Annotated in this window: 11 protein-coding genes; 3 read left to right on the top strand and 8 right to left on the bottom strand. The window is 41.9% G+C overall.

Going from position 1 to position 17,906, the window contains the following annotated elements; translation table 11 throughout:
• Nucleotides 1-67: 67 nt before the first annotated feature.
• The 3 genes from putA to G399_RS0104450 form a co-directional block, all read right to left on the bottom strand.
• Complete coding sequence (gene putA, locus G399_RS0104460; protein ID WP_026843454.1) at nt 68-3,904, bottom strand: bifunctional proline dehydrogenase/L-glutamate gamma-semialdehyde dehydrogenase PutA; 3,837 nt, start codon at nt 3,902-3,904, stop codon at nt 68-70.
• A 251-nt stretch (nt 3,905-4,155) separates the two neighbouring features.
• Nucleotides 4,156-7,260, bottom strand: coding sequence for an efflux RND transporter permease subunit (locus tag G399_RS0104455; protein ID WP_006011358.1), 3,105 nt, complete (start codon nt 7,258-7,260; stop codon nt 4,156-4,158).
• Nucleotides 7,260-8,651 carry an efflux RND transporter periplasmic adaptor subunit gene (locus G399_RS0104450; protein ID WP_006011357.1) on the bottom strand — a complete coding sequence of 464 codons (1,392 nt, stop codon included), beginning with the start codon at nt 8,649-8,651 and terminating at the stop codon, nt 7,260-7,262. Before G399_RS0104450 ends, G399_RS0104455 begins: the two co-directional genes overlap by 1 nt.
• Nucleotides 8,652-9,891: 1,240 nt before the next feature.
• Between G399_RS0104450 and G399_RS0104445 the strand changes: the two genes are divergently transcribed.
• Nucleotides 9,892-10,347 (top strand): phosphate-starvation-inducible protein PsiE, encoded by a 456-nt coding sequence (locus G399_RS0104445; protein WP_006011354.1) that lies wholly within the window; start codon nt 9,892-9,894, stop codon nt 10,345-10,347.
• Between the two features lie 137 nt (nt 10,348-10,484).
• On the opposite strand, the gene dps is transcribed toward G399_RS0104445, so the two are convergent.
• Together dps and G399_RS0104435 are read right to left on the bottom strand one after the other, a co-directional pair.
• Entirely contained in the window at nt 10,485-11,060 is a 576-nt protein-coding gene (dps, locus tag G399_RS20195; protein WP_006011353.1) for a DNA starvation/stationary phase protection protein Dps, read from the bottom strand.
• Nucleotides 11,061-11,206: 146 nt separating this feature from the next.
• Nucleotides 11,207-12,154, bottom strand: coding sequence for a patatin-like phospholipase family protein (locus tag G399_RS0104435; protein ID WP_006011352.1), 948 nt, complete (start codon nt 12,152-12,154; stop codon nt 11,207-11,209).
• A 402-nt stretch (nt 12,155-12,556) separates the two neighbouring features.
• Here G399_RS0104435 and G399_RS0104430 point away from each other — a divergent pair, with 402 nt between their 5' ends.
• Nucleotides 12,557-13,306, top strand: a complete 750-nt coding sequence (locus G399_RS0104430; RefSeq protein ID WP_006011350.1) for a PRC-barrel domain-containing protein — start codon at nt 12,557-12,559, stop codon at nt 13,304-13,306.
• A 195-nt stretch (nt 13,307-13,501) separates the two neighbouring features.
• Nucleotides 13,502-13,705 (top strand): hypothetical protein, encoded by a 204-nt coding sequence (locus G399_RS0104425; protein ID WP_006011349.1) that lies wholly within the window; start codon nt 13,502-13,504, stop codon nt 13,703-13,705.
• Nucleotides 13,706-13,838: 133 nt separating this feature from the next.
• On the opposite strand, the gene G399_RS0104420 is transcribed toward G399_RS0104425, so the two are convergent.
• From G399_RS0104420 to G399_RS0104410, 3 genes are all read right to left on the bottom strand, one after another.
• Nucleotides 13,839-15,248, bottom strand: a complete 1,410-nt coding sequence (locus G399_RS0104420; RefSeq protein ID WP_006011347.1) for a DUF2130 domain-containing protein — start codon at nt 15,246-15,248, stop codon at nt 13,839-13,841.
• 334 nt (nt 15,249-15,582) lie between these two features.
• Nucleotides 15,583-17,001, bottom strand: a complete 1,419-nt coding sequence (locus G399_RS0104415) for an AbgT family transporter (protein ID WP_006011345.1) — start codon at nt 16,999-17,001, stop codon at nt 15,583-15,585.
• Nucleotides 17,001-17,858: an N-formylglutamate amidohydrolase gene (locus G399_RS0104410; RefSeq protein ID WP_006011342.1), complete on the bottom strand. Its 858-nt coding sequence runs from the start codon at nt 17,856-17,858 to the stop codon at nt 17,001-17,003. The genes G399_RS0104415 and G399_RS0104410 overlap by 1 nt, the downstream gene beginning before the upstream one ends.
• Nucleotides 17,859-17,906: the final 48 nt, after the last annotated feature.

Genomic DNA, 17,906 nt, shown 5'->3' with positions numbered 1-17,906 from the left:
TGATATATCGAGTTTATTGCTTTTATTAACTAAATGTAAATAGCCAAAACGAACCGCCCCTTAACAGCTAATCAGATTCATCTAAGGTCATGAGTGATGTATTGCCACCAGAAGCGGTGGTATTAATACTAATTACTTTTTCTGTTAATAAACGCTGAGTTAAATTATCAAAATATTTTGAACTGATCACCGGTAAAATTGGGCCTTGACGTTCGGCTAATTTCTCACTGAAATAATGTTTACGGTCGCAATGACTACCAACAACAACACCTGATAATGCAGGCTGTACCAATAACCTTGTTAAGTGGCATAACTGGGCCACTTGAAAAACATTGTCGTCTTCGGCGGTTGCAACGAACTCATCTCTAAAGGCTATCGCTTCATCGTAGAATAAATCAGATACAACGGCAATAACGGCGTTACCCGTTGCCAACGCCGTTACAACAGAAATCAACCAAAAGTGAAAGGTAACATTTTCATCAGCAAAACAGATGATGTTGCCACGATTTTCCAAATACAGAATATTAGACTCACCTGTTGGACCCGGCAAAACCGTTGGCTCCTTCAAGTGTTTCTCAATATCAGTCAATTGTGAACGCGCCGCCTTTAAAGTGAGCGTTAGATCGTCTGCTAAGTTATCAAAGATATCGGTGTGGGCAATTTTTGCTAACACTTTGCTAATACGAGATATACGCTTATTTAACTCGGTCACGCGCCAGATTTTTTCTGCCGCGCTAGCTTTATCCATAAATAATACGGCTTCTGCTTCCGCATCCTTATCGCCGTTTAAAGCTTCTACTTGCGGTGGTGATAAATTAAGTTTCTTGGCATCGGGCGTTGTTTTTTCTTTAACTAAACGCGTTAAATAATATGGGCCACCTGCTTTTGGCCCTGTACCTGAAAGACCACGACCACCAAACGGTTGCACACCCACGATAGCGCCAATTATATTACGATTTATGTATACGTTACCTGCTCGTGATAACTTCGCCAATTTTATGGATCGCTGTTCAATGCGGGTATGTATACCCATAGTTAAGCCGAAACCTGTGTCGTTAATATCATCAATGACTTTTTCTATTTCATCGTCTTTAAAACGAACAATATGAACACAGGGACCAAACACTTCCTCCTTCAGCGCACTAATATTCTCTATTTCATAAAGTCGCGGCGCAAAAAAGAAATGTTCGTTCTCTGCTATTTCATTTGTTATTTCATCAGAAATAGCGCATTGGTATAATAATTGACCATGGGTTTTCATGTAGTCACTGTGGGCATTGAGTGAATCTAGCGCTTTTTGATCAATGACTGGACCAACATCAGTACTCAGTTTTTCTGGGTTACCCACATGCAATTCTGCTAATGCTCCTTTAAGCATTGTAATCACATTATCAGCAATATCTTCCTGTAAAAATAACACTCTAAGCGCGGAACAACGTTGACCTGCAGATTGAAACCCTGAAGAAATAACATCGTCAACGACTTGTTCAGGTAGGGCAGTAGAGTCAACTACCATGCAGTTTTGCCCCCCCGTTTCAGCAATAAAGGGCACTTGAGCGCCCCCTCTATCAGCCAATGCTTGTGAAATTATAGTCGCTGTTTTAATAGAACCAGTAAAAATAACCGTTTGAATACGTTCATTAGGAATAATAACACTACCGACTTTACTACCCTGGGCAATAACCGCTTGTACAACGCCATGTGGTAATCCAACAGACGTCATTAGTTCGATAGCGCGCAATGCAATTAAACTTGTTTGCTCAGCTGGTTTCGCTAATACCGTATTACCAGTAGAAATAGCAGCAGTCACTTGCCCCATAAATATAGCTAACGGGAAATTCCAAGGGCTGATACATAAGACCACGCCAAGGGCTTCTAAACGATCATCTTCTGCTAGTTCAATCGCTTGTTGCGCGTAATAGCGACAAAAATCAACCGCCTCTTTGACTTCATCGATGCCATCTTGCGTCGTTTTCCCGGCTTCCTTGATGCATAAGGCAATTAGTTCGTCCATATGATGTTCAAGAACATCGGCAACACGGCATAATAAAGCCGCGCGTTCAGATACAGGCGTTTGTGACCATGACGTAAATGCGTTTTGAGCCGTTTCGATCATCGCGAGCATTTCATCCTTGCTGTGATGCCGTTGAAAACCAATAATTTCACTTTGCTTCGCTGGATTTCTAATGGCGGTAGACCCTTCTGGCACGTCATTTTCAGAGAATAAATTATCTTGATGCCAGTTATCCAGTGATTTTTTTAACGGGGTCACTGTATTGATATCGGTTAAATCCAGGCCCTTAGAATTATCTCGGCCGACACCTTTTTCATCATGGTATAACGCAATGGGTTTGGTTATCTGGGCGTTATATTTGTCTTTTAGGCGATGCATTTTTTCAACGGGATCGATAAGTAAAGATTCGACCGGTTGTGATTCATCAATAATGGCATTAACAAAAGAAGAATTTGCGCCATTTTCTAGCAAACGACGGACTAAATAGGCTAGTAGCTCTTTATGAGGACCAACCGGCGCGTAAACACGACATTGAACATTTTCATTTGTAACAACTTGCTTATATAAAGAGCCACCCATGCCGTATAGACATTGAAATTCAAAGCTTGTTTTGTCGTCGCCGGCGAGTTCAAGAATAGTGGTCACAGTGTAAGCATTATGCGTCGCAAACTGTGGATAGATAGTGTCTCTATATTCTAATAGTTTTTTCGCACAAGCGAGGTAAGATACATCAGTAGAAGCTTTGCGAGTGAATACGGGAAAATGCTGATAACCTCCTTTTTGGCTGTTTTTAATCTGAGTATCCCAATAAGCGCCTTTGACTAAGCGCACCATCATTTTTCGACCCACACGCAAGGTGAGTTCGCGTAACCAGTCAACGATAAAAATAGCGCGTTTTTGATAAGCTTGCATGGCCATCGAAAAACCATTCCAACCGGCTAACTCATCATCACTGAATACCGCCTCAATAATATCAAGGGATATATCTAATCGCTCAGACTCTTCTGCATCGACAGTTAAGCCAATATTATAGCTTTTAGCTTGCAAACAAAGCGCTTTAAGTTTGGGTACCGCTTCAGTCATTACCCTTTCTCTTTGTGTAAACTCATAACGAGGGTGAATAGCAGAAAGCTTAACTGAAATACCAGGCACTTTGCGAGGGTCGTTCTTGCCTGACGCATGGGCCACTGCCCCAATAGCATCTATAGCAACCTGATATGCTTTAAAATACTTATCAGCATCACTCATGGTGCGCGCAGCTTCACCAAGCATGTCATAAGAATAAACGTAATTCTCATGCTCTATTGTGGCGGCATGCTCAGTTGCTGCTTGGATAGTTTCACCCATGACAAACTGCTCACCCATAATTTTCATGGCATAGTTCATTGCTTTACGAATGACAGGCTCACCCAAACGACCGATAACTTTCTTTAATAGGTCAAAGCTATCTTTTTCGCGTTCATCAGCGTAGTCAATCATCGTACCGGTAACTAATAAGCCCCACGATGAAGCATTGACGAACAGTGAATCACTAGTGCCTATATGACTGCTCCACTGCCCTTTAGATATTTTGTCACTAATCAGGGCATCTTGAGTTTGCTTATCTGGCACCCGTAATAAGGCTTCGGCCAGACACATCAACACAACACCTTCTTCACTTGATAGTGTATATTCTGCAAGTAAGGCATCTACAGCGCCGTTTCCCGATTCATCTCTACGTATTTTTAAGGAAATTTTACGGGCTTTTTCCCACGCTCTGCTTGCAGCATCATTGTTAACTTCTGCCAAGGGTAAAATATGCTCTACCGCAACACTTTCATCGATACGATAGAACTCGCGAATTTTCTGACGGGTAGTTGAGTCTTTGCTAAAAGAACCATTAAAAAGAATGTGTCTCTCCTAAAAAATTTTTAATACTGCTTTGTAATTACTTGAGGTAACTACGTGAGGTAATTACGATTTACTTTATTCAAAAGCTGCCCAGGAATGTAGAATTTCAGTTTGTGTCAGCTCCCGGAAGCTGACATCAAGGTCAATAGTCGCAATTAGATTGACTTCGACTTCGATTGCGCACGCGCAGTAATCGATATGAAAAGAAGCCGTCACTTTTAGCCGTCATTTTTAGCCGTCACTTTTAGCGGTCATTTTACCTCATCCGTTTTAAATAGGCGCATAACCCATATAAAGAAGAATGGAGCGAAAAATAAAACCAATATCGTTGTGGCTGTAATACCACCCAGTACACCAATTGATGCGGCGTTCTGCGCACCTGATCCGGGCCCTGCCGCGAATGCCAAAGGCATCACACCAAAAATAAACGTCAGTGATGTCATCAAAATAGGGCGAAGTCTTTGTTTCGCCGCCATCACCGCTGAATCATAAGCAGTCATACCCTCTTCAAAATTAGTTTTGGCAAACTCAATAATCAAAATCGCATTTTTAGCAGCCAAGGCAATTGTCATTAATAAGCCCACCTGAAAGTAAACATCATTTGCTTGCCCAGCCGACCATGTGGCCAAAACAGCGCCAAATATACCAAGTGGTACAGTTAGTATAATAGCTAACGGTATGGTCCAGCTTTCGTATAAAGCAGCCAACGCTAAGAACACGGCAACGATTGAAATTAAGTAAACAATCCACGCTTGTCCACCAGACTCTTTTTCTTCATAGGATAGGCCCGTCCATTCCAAACCAATTCCATTTGGCAAGTTTTCAGCAAGTTTTGATATCTTATTAAGGGCTTCACCTGAACTTATACCTTGTGCGGCCTCACCTTTAATTTCAAGAGAAGAACTTCCGTCAAATCGAGTTAGCTTTGGCGCGCCATATGTCCATTCGCCAGTTCCGAAGGTTGATAAGGAAACCATGTCGCCAGATGCATTGCGCACATACCATCGGTCTATATCCGCTGGCAACATCCGATAAGGAGCGTCTGCTTGGGCGTAAACACGCTTTATACGGCCCTTTTCTAAAAAATCATTAATGTAAGAACCACCAAGAGCAGTACTTAAGGTTTGGTTGATTGCCGCAATTGGCACACCCATTGCCCGCGCTTTTTTCGAATCTATATCGATGTCGTATTGAGGGCCGGGCGCCAAACCATTAAAACGAACGCCTTTTAACACGCTACTCTGATTAGCCTCCCCAACAAACTGTTGCATGGCGCTATTAAGCGCGTCTTGACCTAATCCTGCTCGGTCAACCAATTGAAATTCAAAGCCACTGGAATTACCTAATGCTATTATAGCCGGCGGCACAATTGGAATAATCATGGCGTCTTTTACGGATGACAAGGCCCTACCTGCTTGTTGACTCACTTCAAAGACGTTTTGATTTTCTGTGCGCTGGGCCCAATCTTTCATTTTGATAAATGCGATACCCACATTTTGGCTGCTACCAGAAAAACTAAAGCCGGCCACCGTAAATATTCCTTCAACAGCACCGTTTGTTTGATCTAAATAAAAATCTTCGACTTGCTTATTTTTCTCAACCGTTTGTTGCAAGGTTGAACTAACAGGTCCGTTAACCAATGTGAACATTCGCCCTTGGTCCTCGTCAGGTAAAAATGACGTCGGGATTTTAACAAACAGACCAATGGCAACAGCAATGATCGTAAAAAACACGACAGGCAGAATGAAACGGTTTGCCAATACCTTTTCCAAAAGGCTCGCGTGACCCGCTTTCATTTTATTAAAGCCCCTATTGAAAAGCCCGAAAAAACCTGTCTTTTTTTCTACTTTAGCTTGTTTTAATATTATGCTGCATAACGACGGCGATAGAGTCAGCGCTACAAAAAGTGATATCCCCATTGCAACTGAGATCGTAACGGCAAATTGTCGATAAATTACCCCAGTTGACCCTTCAAAAAATGTAATCGGAATAAAAACGGCCCATATAACCGCTGTTGTGCCAACAAGTGCCCCTGAGATTTCTTTCATGGCTTTTACGGCAGCGTCCTTTGGGCTTATATTGGGGTCCTTCTCCAATTTATTTTCAATATTCTCGGTCACAACAATCGCGTCATCAACTAACATACCAATTGCCAAAACCAGCGCAAATAATGTCAAGATATTGATGGAATACCCGATCACAAGAAGAAACGCAAAAGTGCCAAGCAGCACAACTGGAATTGCCACCACCGGTATGAGCGTAGCACGTGCTGTTTGTAAGAATATGTAAATTACCAAAATCACTAACAAGACCGCTATTAGTAGTGTTTTTACCACTTCATAAATTGAAGCCTCAACAAAAGGTGAAATATCAACTGGATAAACGACCTCTAATTGTTTAGGAATAATATCGCCAAACTCTTGAATTCGATCTTTGATAGCTTGAATGGTTTGAAGGGCATTTGCATCAGATGCGAGCTCAATGGCAATTCCCGATGCAGGACGGCGATTATAGCGTCCAATAACACTGTAGTTCTCGGAACCAATTTCAATCCGAGCAACATCACCTAAGGTAACATCCGCTCCATCTTGATTTACAGTCAATGATATTTGGTCAAATTCGTCGACAGTTTCAAGTAAGGTTTGTGCCGTGATGGTGGCGTTTAATTGCTGCCCCTCCACACTTGGAGCACCACCGATTTGTCCAGTCGCTAGCTGAACATTTTGTTCCTGTACCGCATTAATGACGTCTTGTGTAGTGATATTGAAATTATACATCGACTGCGGGTTAAGCCAAATGCGCATGGCATGCTCAGGCCCAAAGGTCCTGATTTGCCCGACACCCTCAATACGGCTAAGTGGTTCTTCCAAGTTAGATGCCAAAAAGTCGGAAATGTCATTTCGACCATAAGAGTCATCTGTTGAATAAAAGCCAACGATGAGAGAATAACTGCTTCCTGCTTTGGAAACGGCAACGCCTCGACGCTGAACGGCTTGCGGCAGAGATGATTGCGCTTGCGATACTTTATTTTGAGTTTGCACCTGAGCAATGTCAGCATCAGTTCCTGGCTCGAAGGTTAGATTAATGCTTGCCTGCCCAGATGAGGAACTATTCGATTGGATGTAGCGAAGGTTATCAATACCTGTCAAGTTTTGTTCGATAATCTGCGTTACTGTGTTTTCAAGGGTTTTAGCTGACGCACCGGGGTAAGTTGCTGATATTGATACCTTAGGTGCTGCGATATTCGGATATTGCTCTACCGGTAATGAGGTTACCGCAAGAACTCCGGCCCCCATTATGACAATGGCAATAACCCATGCAAAGATAGGGCGGTTAATAAAAAAGTTAGAGATCATTAATCTACACTTACTTTGTTAGCAGTCGCAACTTCAGAAACGGACTCATCACTACGAATTCGCCTGGTGACTTCATCCTCTGCCCCCTCTAACTGTTCTTGCTTAATACGTATAGGGTCAACTTTTGCACCTGACCGTAAGGTCATTGTGCCCTTAACAATGACCTTATCGCCAGAGTTGAGACCGCTAGAAATCACCCAATTATTTTCAAAGGTTGAGCTTGTGTTGACCTGACGCTTACTTGCGATATTACTGTTATCAACAAGCCATACAACCTTTGAACCATCGGCCTCTATACTGACCGCCTTTTGCGGTACTAGAATTGTTTTTTGAGTTTGCGCCCCCGCAATGGTTGCTCGAACAAACATTCCCGGCAGCAAAATCGCATTCGGGTTTGGGAAAACAGATCTTAATCGGACTGTATCCGTGTTTTTATCCACCGCCAAATCAGCAGCGTATAGCACACCTTTTTGAGGATAAATATTATGCTTCTCACCCAATAACAGCGTTACCTCAAATTGTGCCTCGTCCCCCTGGGTCATCCGACCCATCATCAGCGTTTGTTGCAATGGTTGTGCTTTTGCAGCAGATTGCGATATATCAACGTATACGGGATCCAGCTGCCAAATAGTTGCTAAGGCAGCCTCCTGTTGTGCAGTAACCAAAGCACCTTGTGTAAACGCAGATGGTCCTATATAGCCAGAGATAGGCGCATACACTTTCGTGTAATCAAGGTTTATTTTAGCGGTTTTAACCTCAGCTTGCGCAAGTGCTACCGCCGCTTTGGCTTGTGCTAATCTTGCCTTTACATTATCAAATTGCTGCTCACTAACCGCGTTGGTTTTAATCAGGCGTTGATAACGGCCCTGCAACGCGTCGGCAATATCTAATTCAGCGACTGTATTTTGTAGTTTCGCTGCTGCACTTTGATGCTCAGCCTCAAATAGTGCGGCGTCAATCTGATAAAGTTGCTGACCTTTGTCGACAAGGCTACCTTCTTTAAAAAAACGAGCTTGAACAATACCACTCACTTGCGGACGGATCTCTGATGTCTTAAACGCTTTTACTCGACCCGGTAATTGGTCGGCCATAGCGATTATTTGTGGCTTTATAATAATGACACTGACTTGTTTTGAAGGGCCCTTTTGACTCTGTTCTGCATCCTCTTGAGTAGCGTCTGATATGGACTGCTCTGGATTATCCGCGCAGCCTGTTAACAAAAAGAGGCTTAAAAATGCGCCTAGGATTAAAGTTAACATCTTCCTCGGATCCGAAGAGGCGGCAGCCGGTGCCTGAGCACTTTTATCGGCTAGGACTGCAGATTTACTGCTTTTAATGCTATTTGCATAGAGTAACGCGGTTTCACTAAACTTGCTTTGTATTGCTCTCATCCGAAGAAGTAAACGGTTGACTATCGTTACTATAATAACAGGGTTCCTTTTGCGCAAATACACGCTGTTTCACCTTAAAAAAGTAAGGCCTTTGATTTAATTCAATTGATTAACCACTAACTTAAGCCCATTCACGGCTATGTAGTGTTAACCACATAAATTGCCTAATAATCGTACAGTAGTGAGTACTTAAACGCAAATAGCAACACAATCCGCGGGTCACTAAATATGCGCTGGCAATCAGTCGATACGAAAAGATAACTGCCGTGAGACCCGTTATAGTTAAACATAGAACGGAATTATTTTTTAAGTATAGTTCAAGTTAATAAATTATCCTTATAGAATACCACTTTAATGAAATTAATATTAAATTACTGAATTTATTAATAATAAAAAATAAATAAAATAATTTACAGCATATAAACTGTTAAATAGACATGAATTATAATTAGCTCTACAACTAATACATTAAATTAATGGTACACTTAGCAATCAAAATACGCTGACTAATTAGACATAAAAGATTAGTCAGGAATACTTGTTTAGCAATAATTTTTGATTCATTTGATATTTAGTGGCTTACACTCGCCCGCGGCTCTAGAAAAGATAATTATTACCAACAGTAGTCGTAATAGAGGCACTCACGTCACTAAGTTTAACAGTAGGTGATGACGTTGATTATGACGTTGATTATGACGTTGATTATGACGTTAATGATAAACCGTCCGCTTGTATTAAAAGTAAAAGCTGAATAGATTTAACAAAGGCTAACTTGAGTTCTGTGGCTTTTACCTAAACTGTTTGAACCCGCATGCAAAACAACAAGGAACTTAATATAACGGTCCTTGTTTACTAAAACTCTATTGACCGCCGTTTTTAAGCGAATCAAAGTGATAACACGTTTGCGGTTAAAAATCCGAGCACAGATGATATCGAATACGTTGCAGGACTGGCTCTAAATACGGTTGCGGGTTTATCTGATTATAGCTTTAGTGGGGTGAACCGAACGCAAAAGACACCTGATGTTCCAGGAAGCCTTTATTATTTATTTTATGAGGGACCCATTTTAATGGGTACATGGGCATCAAATATTGATATTGATATTGATTAACTGGCATGCTTACTTTAGCGAGCATACATCGCTAAACGATGTGCTAACTACGATTTGGCTTGTGACAGCTGCCATGGAGCAAATAATTCAAATCAAAAAACTTCTGTAATAGATGGATGAATCTTATTTATGACTTTACGCAAAAAAAGTGACAAAAATGACAAAAATGACAACTCCGATACGATAAAACATACTGAAGGGCCAAATGCAGGAAAAACGGAAAGGTCTTTGGCGCTCAGTATCTTTCACTTAATTGAGCGAATAATATTAATTATCGTCGTTGTAATGACGCTCGGCGCCGTGGCATTTGAAATCCACACAATTTATGTCGCCCAAATTATCAGTCTTGCGGACATACTACTGATGTTTCTTTATCTCGAGGTTATCGGCATGGTATCTGTATTCTACTCGGATCCGCGCTCAGCATTTGTTTACCCTATTTTCATCGCTATCACGGCAATCGCTCGACTGATTGTGCTTCAAGGCAAAGATATGGCGCCTGAAAATATTTTGTATGAAGCCATCGCTATTTTGATTCTTTCCATAGCAGCAATAGTAATTATCCGAATGCGTGATAACGGATGACGGATAAAAAATCCAAACCCGGGCGTCGACATTCCAGCCTATTGGCCTGCTAGCGCAATCGTTTCAGGTACATTTTTTGGGCTTTAATGATGACGCCAGCGGCGCCACCGTTGATAAATGTAATTTGTTTGCTGAGTTTAAGAAAGTGCAGATTTTGCTGCAGCCAGCTCGGTTTGGCTGTTGGCAGTGAGTAAATCACCATCCGAGGATTCAAGATGCGCTCGAATGAACCACTGGAACTGCTCGAGATAGGTTAGTTGACCAATCAACATGTCCTCCGATACCGGATCAAGTTCAGCCATTTCACCAATTGCTTTACGGTGGTCACTGTTTACCCCGTTGTAGACTAAATCAAGGGCACCTAAATGTTCGATGACCAATGCTTTGCCTAACGAATAGTCATGCCAAGTGCGACGGTCAGCAATGGATTGCGGAGTTCCTACCGGAGAACCGCCTAAAGTAGCTATTCGCTCTGCGATGGTGTCTGTCATATCACGCACCGCCTCTACTTGAGGGTCTAGCATTTCATGAACACCGATAAAGTTGGGGCCCACAACGTTCCAGTGAACGTGCTTGAGGGTAAGTGCCAAATCGAGCAGTGCTACCATGCGATTGTCTAAAGTGGCGATTGCTCGGTTAGCGAACGTTTCGTCCATGCCTGGCACTGTGAATTTAGCTGCTTTTTGCTGATTGCTTTGATTACTTATAGTCATTATTTCTCCTATATGGTTCAAAATAACCGGAGAGGTGTACCTTGCCAAAAGTGGCATAAAGCGCCCCTTCCCGACTCAACTACGTTATCAAATGCGCAAGCCCTTTGTCAAACAACAGCTCCCGTCAAGGGTGCCTGAGTGAAAATTTACAACGTTTGCAAAAAAGCATTACCCGCGTCGATACCCGCACGATAATCATGCTGTAAATCTATATCCGAACTGCCTAAGCGTTTACTTCGAAGATGGTCTTTAGCAAAAACTTGAATGAGCTCGACATCGTCAGGAGGATTAGCAATAAAGGCGAGTTCTTGACGATAAGCTTGCTCATGCTGAACCAAGTAGTCAATGGTTTTTGGGCAATGCCCAGAAGAGTAAATCCATGACTTTAGTTTTTTTAGCCAAACCGACTGAGCATGAAAGTCAGCATTAACCGTGCGTATAATTACTATTTTTCGAGCACCGCGGCGATACGCCTCGCGCACGGGCAACGGCGCCGCTAATCCACCGTCCAGATAGTAATCAGCTTGAGGCCCTTTTGCCTTATTACCTGCTAGCTTATTACCTGCTAGCTTATTAAGTGAGCGGGTACTTGACCCAGGCGTGAGTTTAACCCCGTCTTTATATAAAAAGGGCAATGCACTGGAGGCTTTAAGTAACTTACGCCAGTGATTGCTATTGCCATTTGGGCGTAAAAAGTACCCTTTTCTATCGCGTGAATTAGTTGCGGTGATCAATAATTCTCGTTCGCCCAATGATTTTTTGGCCGCCGCAAAGTCCAAGGCAAAACTGCCTTGAACGGTTTTATCAAAGTACCAGTCTAAGTCGACAACATTGCCCCCCATTAATCCACGACCAAGCTTATAGAAACGCTTTTGACGCGATAAACCTCGGATTAAACGTTTCGCATAGCCTTTTTGACGAGACAAAAAACTCGTCAGATTTTGCGATCCAGAAGACGTGCCAATAAATAAATCGAAAGGATCAAAATCATTCTCCAACCAGGCATCTAACACGCCGGCAGTGAATATACTTCGTTGACCACCACCTTCAGCAATCAGTGCTATTTTTACGCTCAAATCAATTCGCCCCTGCATTAATGACGCTACGCTTTATTGTTCGTGAAGATAACTTTGGGAACGCCCTAGAGATTACGACAAATACGAGCTTAAACGGCTAGCCTCTAAAATTAGCTGAAGCTAATTCTATTTTTCTATTTTTCTATTTTTGTGAAATAGTATCATATCTAAATAAACACAATTAAATCGTTGAATTTATTAAATAATAAATATTAACTTAGCAGAAAATAAGGTCACTAAAGTGCGAAAATAAGCGGCTATGGTAGCTAGCGGTGAAATTATATTGTCGATTTAAATGTACACTTAGTAACCAAAAAGGCCTAACTGAAGTGGCGTAATGAAACGGCAAGGTCTATTATTTATTGATGGCTTTAGTGATAAAAGGTAGTGAAGAGCCAATTCACAAGCGAGGAGAAACTTATGTTAGTTAGCTTAAAAGAATTAAACGGCAGTATCGTCAACGGTATGGATGGTGATTTAGGCGAAATAAAAGACGTTTATTTTGACGATAGGTTTTGGACAATTAGGTATTTAGTGATTGATACACACCCGTGGCTTCCCCTTAGTCAAAAAGTGTTAATAAGTCCTATTGCATTGCTAAATTTTAATGCAGATGAGCGTTTACTCAATGTATCTTTAACAAAAGAAATGATTGAAGACTGTCCTAAAGTGGAAGAGCATGAAACGGTTTCGAGAGAATTTGAAAAATTTTATTTCGATTATTTTGGGTATGGATATTATTGGATGGACACGGATACGTGGGGTGAATATGCTTACCCGACAGCCTTGTCTACTCGAAATATGTTGTCTTTTGATAGCGCAAGCGACAAGGATATCGAGCGAACTAACCATCTTCAGTCGTCAAACGAAGTCGCACACTATAGCGTTAATGCAATGGGTGACAACAAAGGCTATATAAAAGACTTTATTTGGGACACCGAAAGTTGGTCACTGCATTATCTAGTAATAGATACCCGTGATTGGTTACCGGGCGGAAAAAAGGTACTCATATCGACTAAACAAATAAACAGCGTAGATTGGGAGTATAAAACAATTACCTGCAACGTTGGCATATCGCAAATAGAAGCCTGTCCAGAATATTGTCATAACAAATTGAATGATCTTGATTATTTAGCGTTAATCAAAAACAAATTGCAGGTAGATGTATAAGCAGCAGTTGGTCGGGTTTGCTCGCTAATGCTGCACAACGCTATATCGACTTATTTAGTTTCAGTTAAATTTCGGCATATGCTTGCTTTAACCATACACTTGGTTTGCAACATCCACGGTCGTTTTGTTAATCTTAGTGATGGGTTATATCTTTAATAACCAACGATTAGTGAAATGTAACTAATAGGAGCTACAATGAATGACAAGAATGGACACGGTATCGCAAATTTTGCGGCCTTAAAAACCGCTGTAGTCAATGGTGAATTGCAGTCGGTAAAGGAACTCTTAGGCGACCAAGAGATGCAAGACATCGAAAAAAGCTATCTCGTTGACTTAGCCAAGCTAAGTAATAATCATGCGATCATAAAATTACTTAAAGATATTCCAGAAAAGGAATAAGAAGCGCTAACATTTCACTGCAATAACGACTTCAGGTTTGCCGAGCCAACGCATATCCAGCCAACCGCAAATGCCGCTATTAAAAGAAATTTACTCAAGCCCTAAATATAAAAAATGCAGCGTGTCTGTTGCATCATTCGGCATCCGAATTACTTTTATCATTTAGTTCATCAAACTTGCCTGCCATCGTCGGATTGCGCCTGGTTAGTTTCTTGATTGTTACATCCTGTGACTTATCATTTGCCAGGCGAAGGTTCCTATCGGTGCTGAGCAGGGCTTCCTTAGTTTTCTGCAAGTGATCGATAGACTTATCAATCTCATCGATTGCTATTTTAAATTTCTTTGAAGCTAGATCGTAGTTCCTTGCAAAGGCTGTTTTGAATGTATCAAGATCATCCTCAAAGTTTGTTATGTCGACGCTCTGTGCTTTAACAAGCGCAAGTTCCCTCTTGTATTCAAGTGATTTCATCGATGCATTGCGTAATAATGTAATAATTGGGAGAAAAAACTGCGGCCGCACAATATACATCTTTGGGTAACGATAAAACATATCCACGATCCCAGTATTGTAGAGTTCGCTGTCGGGCTCTAATAGAGACACTAGCACTGCATACTCGCAGCCCTTTTCTATGCGATCCTTGTCAAGCTCCTTTAAAAAGTCCTCATTCTTTTTCTTAGTGGCCGTCGTATCGTTTTCGTTTTTCATTTCGAACATGATTGAAACAATCTCAGTGTCATGTTCGTCCGAGTCACGAAAAATATAGTCGCCTTTACTGCCGGTTCGAGCGTCATTATCTTTTTCAAAATACGCCCGCGGAAACGCAGTTGCGCGAATACGATTAAATTCTGTTTCACAATGCTGCTCAAGGGTTTCGCCAACCATCTTAGTTGATAAGCGGGCCTTCATATCTCGAAGACGCTCAATAGCATCATCGCGATCTTTGATTTGTGTCTCGTATTTATCTTTAAGCGAGGTCTCAGCAAGTTGCTTTTCAAGCCCAGCTTGCTTAAGCCCGTTCTTCAATTCATCGCGCTCTTTCTCAACTACGCTGACAGCGGCGATGATCGCCACCTTCTGCTCAAGCTCAGTGGAGCCAAGTTTGGCTTGTAATGCCTGAATTTCTCTGTCTTTTATTGCTGCGGTTTCCTGTAGTTCCCTGGCAAGCTTAGCCTCGGCAAGTTCGGAAGTTGTTAGCCTATCGCGCTTAATCTGCTCCAACTCATTAGCCAGACTATCCCGCTCTTTTTTAACATCCCCCAGCGCCTCGGTTACGGCCAGTTTCTGAGTGACTTGGCCGGTATCTAATTTGGCTTTTAACGCTTGTATCTCAATATCTTTAGCCGTCACGGCTCGATGCATTTCGCTGCCACCTTGGCTCTTAGCCAGTTCTACAGCATTGAACTTGTCCTTTTCAGCCAATTCAAGTCGTTCATGTATCTGTTGTTCAAAGTCGCTATCGCGAACCTGCTTTAGAATGTCGGCATAGCCAGTTTCGTCGATCTTGAATGCTTTACTACAGTGTGGGCAAATGATTTCATGCATGTCTTATTAATTCCTTTTTGATGAAGATTCGCGTTGATTACGTTGAGACGCTGCACTGGCTTTCAATAATTTATAATAGGTGTTCAACGCAGCACTGACTTGTTCGCATCACAAACAAGTTAACCTGCATTAATCAGATGCAGCGTTAAATACCATTAGAACCGAAAATGAGCGATGTTTAAAGACCTCTTAAACTCAATATTATTCAAAAGTTAAAATGGACTGGAGTCAAGCGAGTTTTATGCAGGAAACTATTGGTAACGCGGCTAGTGTTAGGTGAATCGGATCTACCAATAGAGATCCGAAGATGTTTGGTTCCTCTATTGAGCTATCTTTAGAATCCTACATTCACAGATACTGCCAGCAAGATTATTGCCGTGATTATAAAGATAAACCAAAGAGGCAGAATAAAACGAGCCCATTGTACCCAACCAATTTGTGCGGTTGCTAAATAAGCTAGTAGCGTGCCCGAAGTGGGTGTTAACATATTAGTAATGCCGTTCCCGAATAAAAAAGCAACGACAGTGGTTTGAGGAGAAACACCCGACAACTGACCAATAGGCCCCATGATAGGCATACTGACAGCTGCCTGACCTGAGGTTGAAGGAATTAAAAAGTCCAATAATAGTTGTGCACCAAACATGCTTGTAGCCGCCACTGTTGGACTTCCATCTCCAATCATTGCAACTAGCTGATGGACAACCGAATCAAGAATTTGCCCCTTTTCAAGCGTAACCGCAACGGCAGATGCAACGCCAATCAATACACTAGCAAGTAATACTTTCTTCATACCCCCAACAAAGGCGTTAGCCGCACTATTGGCGCCTAAACCACAGAGACAGCAAAGCAATAAGCTTATACCAATATAGTATGCAGAAAAAGCCTCATGACGCCATTGCCATTGATTTGAGGCATAGACTAAAAATCCAATACTGCCAATTAAGACAGTCAACATTGAACCATGACGCCATGATAAACGTTCATTATTTATGTCGAAACTCACGTTTCCTGTCACCTTCTGAGCACGGATAGTGATTAGCATAAAAGCAATACCAATCGTCAGAAACACAAGATAGAATATTGAGCGCATAGAGGCGCCGCTAAATATTTGAAGTCCTACTAAAGGCTGTGCGATCGTCAGTGGTAACGGATTGGAGATGGATGCGATATAACCTACTTTGACTGATACCGTAACAATAGCAAAACCGATAATCGGCGATAGCCCCAAGCGTTTCGACATAGCCACCATAATAGGAATAACTAACAAATACTCGGATGCGAGGCCTAAGAAAGTACTACCCGCAGAGAAAACGACCATTAACGCGATAGTGAGTACGTAAATATTTCCTTTAACCATACTCAGCAGCCGCTCTAAACCGGCATCAATCGCTCCTGCTTTTGTTAAAACTCCAAACATACCTCCAATTATTAGCACCATAAATATTAAGCCCCCACCCCGTTCTAAGCCCTCTGGAATGGTCATTAATAGTTCGATAAAACTCACCGGAGCTGCTTCATTTTCAGCCCTTTCACTTATTCGAAATATATCGCTAATCCTTGAATCTTTTTCAATAACCTCATAACTGCCTGGGATCACGAGCTTGCCATTGCGTTCAAATTGACCAGACTCGATAAAGTAGGTCATTGCGCCTGCAAGCAACAGTATTCCTAATAGAATAACTAGTGGATTAAGAGCGCCTTTCGCCACTTCTCTTTTCTCAGGTATCGGTTTAGTGGTTGCTGTATTGTCCATCACTGTTTATCCAGTTGCAGGTGTTCTCTGATATAGCTAGCCATTGTGCACGCCACACTATCGAGGTCTTTACGCAATAAAGCAAACTGTTCATTCGGCTTGTGTTGCTTTTCATCCATATAAAGCGCTCTGTTGATTTCAATTTGCAAACTATGACGTCCAACATCCGGTTTAGCATGATGTGTCACTAGGTAACCTCCCTTGTAGGGTATGTTACGCACAACTTTATAACCTAATCGCGTAAAGGCATCTTCAACCGTTTGCACAAACTGTGGATCACAAGCAAGTCCGTCGTTATCGCCTAAAATCACATCGGGCCTAGACTCACCGCTATCAATATTCATGGTGTTACCCTTTGACTTCATAGAGTGGCAGTCAACATGCCAGACTTGTCCAAAGCGCTCATGCAAAATATTGAGCTTATTGCGTAGCGCATTATGATAAGGCAGGTAGTAATCCCGCACGCGCATTTTAATCTCGTCTATTTCTAAGGGTTGAGAATATAAAGCAACTCCCGGAAGTGCAAAGCGACGAATAAGTCCCATACCTCGCTCGCTATATTGAGTTGGTTTGCACTCAGATGATGGAGAGGCTAGTAACATTGGATCAATATCATCAATTGCTCTGTTTAAATCAATAAACATCCTAGAATAGTGAGCTCGTTGTAATACCGCCCCATGAAGCACAACGCCTTCCCATAGCTCATCGACAAATGCATCCCAGCCTGTTTTTAACTGTTCAATCGACGCGCAGCAAGAAAAATCTGCCGGAAATTGAATACCGCTATGTGGAGAATCAAAAAGCAGGGGAATTACGCTTTGAGCTTCAGGCTCTCGTACTGAATAAGTCTGGATCATAAATAATTAGATACCTCAAACAAAGTGCCTCTTGCGAGGACTAATAGG

It is taken from the genome of Brumicola pallidula DSM 14239 = ACAM 615 (assembly GCF_000428905.1).
Lineage (GTDB): Bacteria > Pseudomonadota > Gammaproteobacteria > Enterobacterales > Alteromonadaceae > Glaciecola > Glaciecola pallidula.
This window is presented reverse-complemented; position numbering and strand designations above follow the sequence as displayed.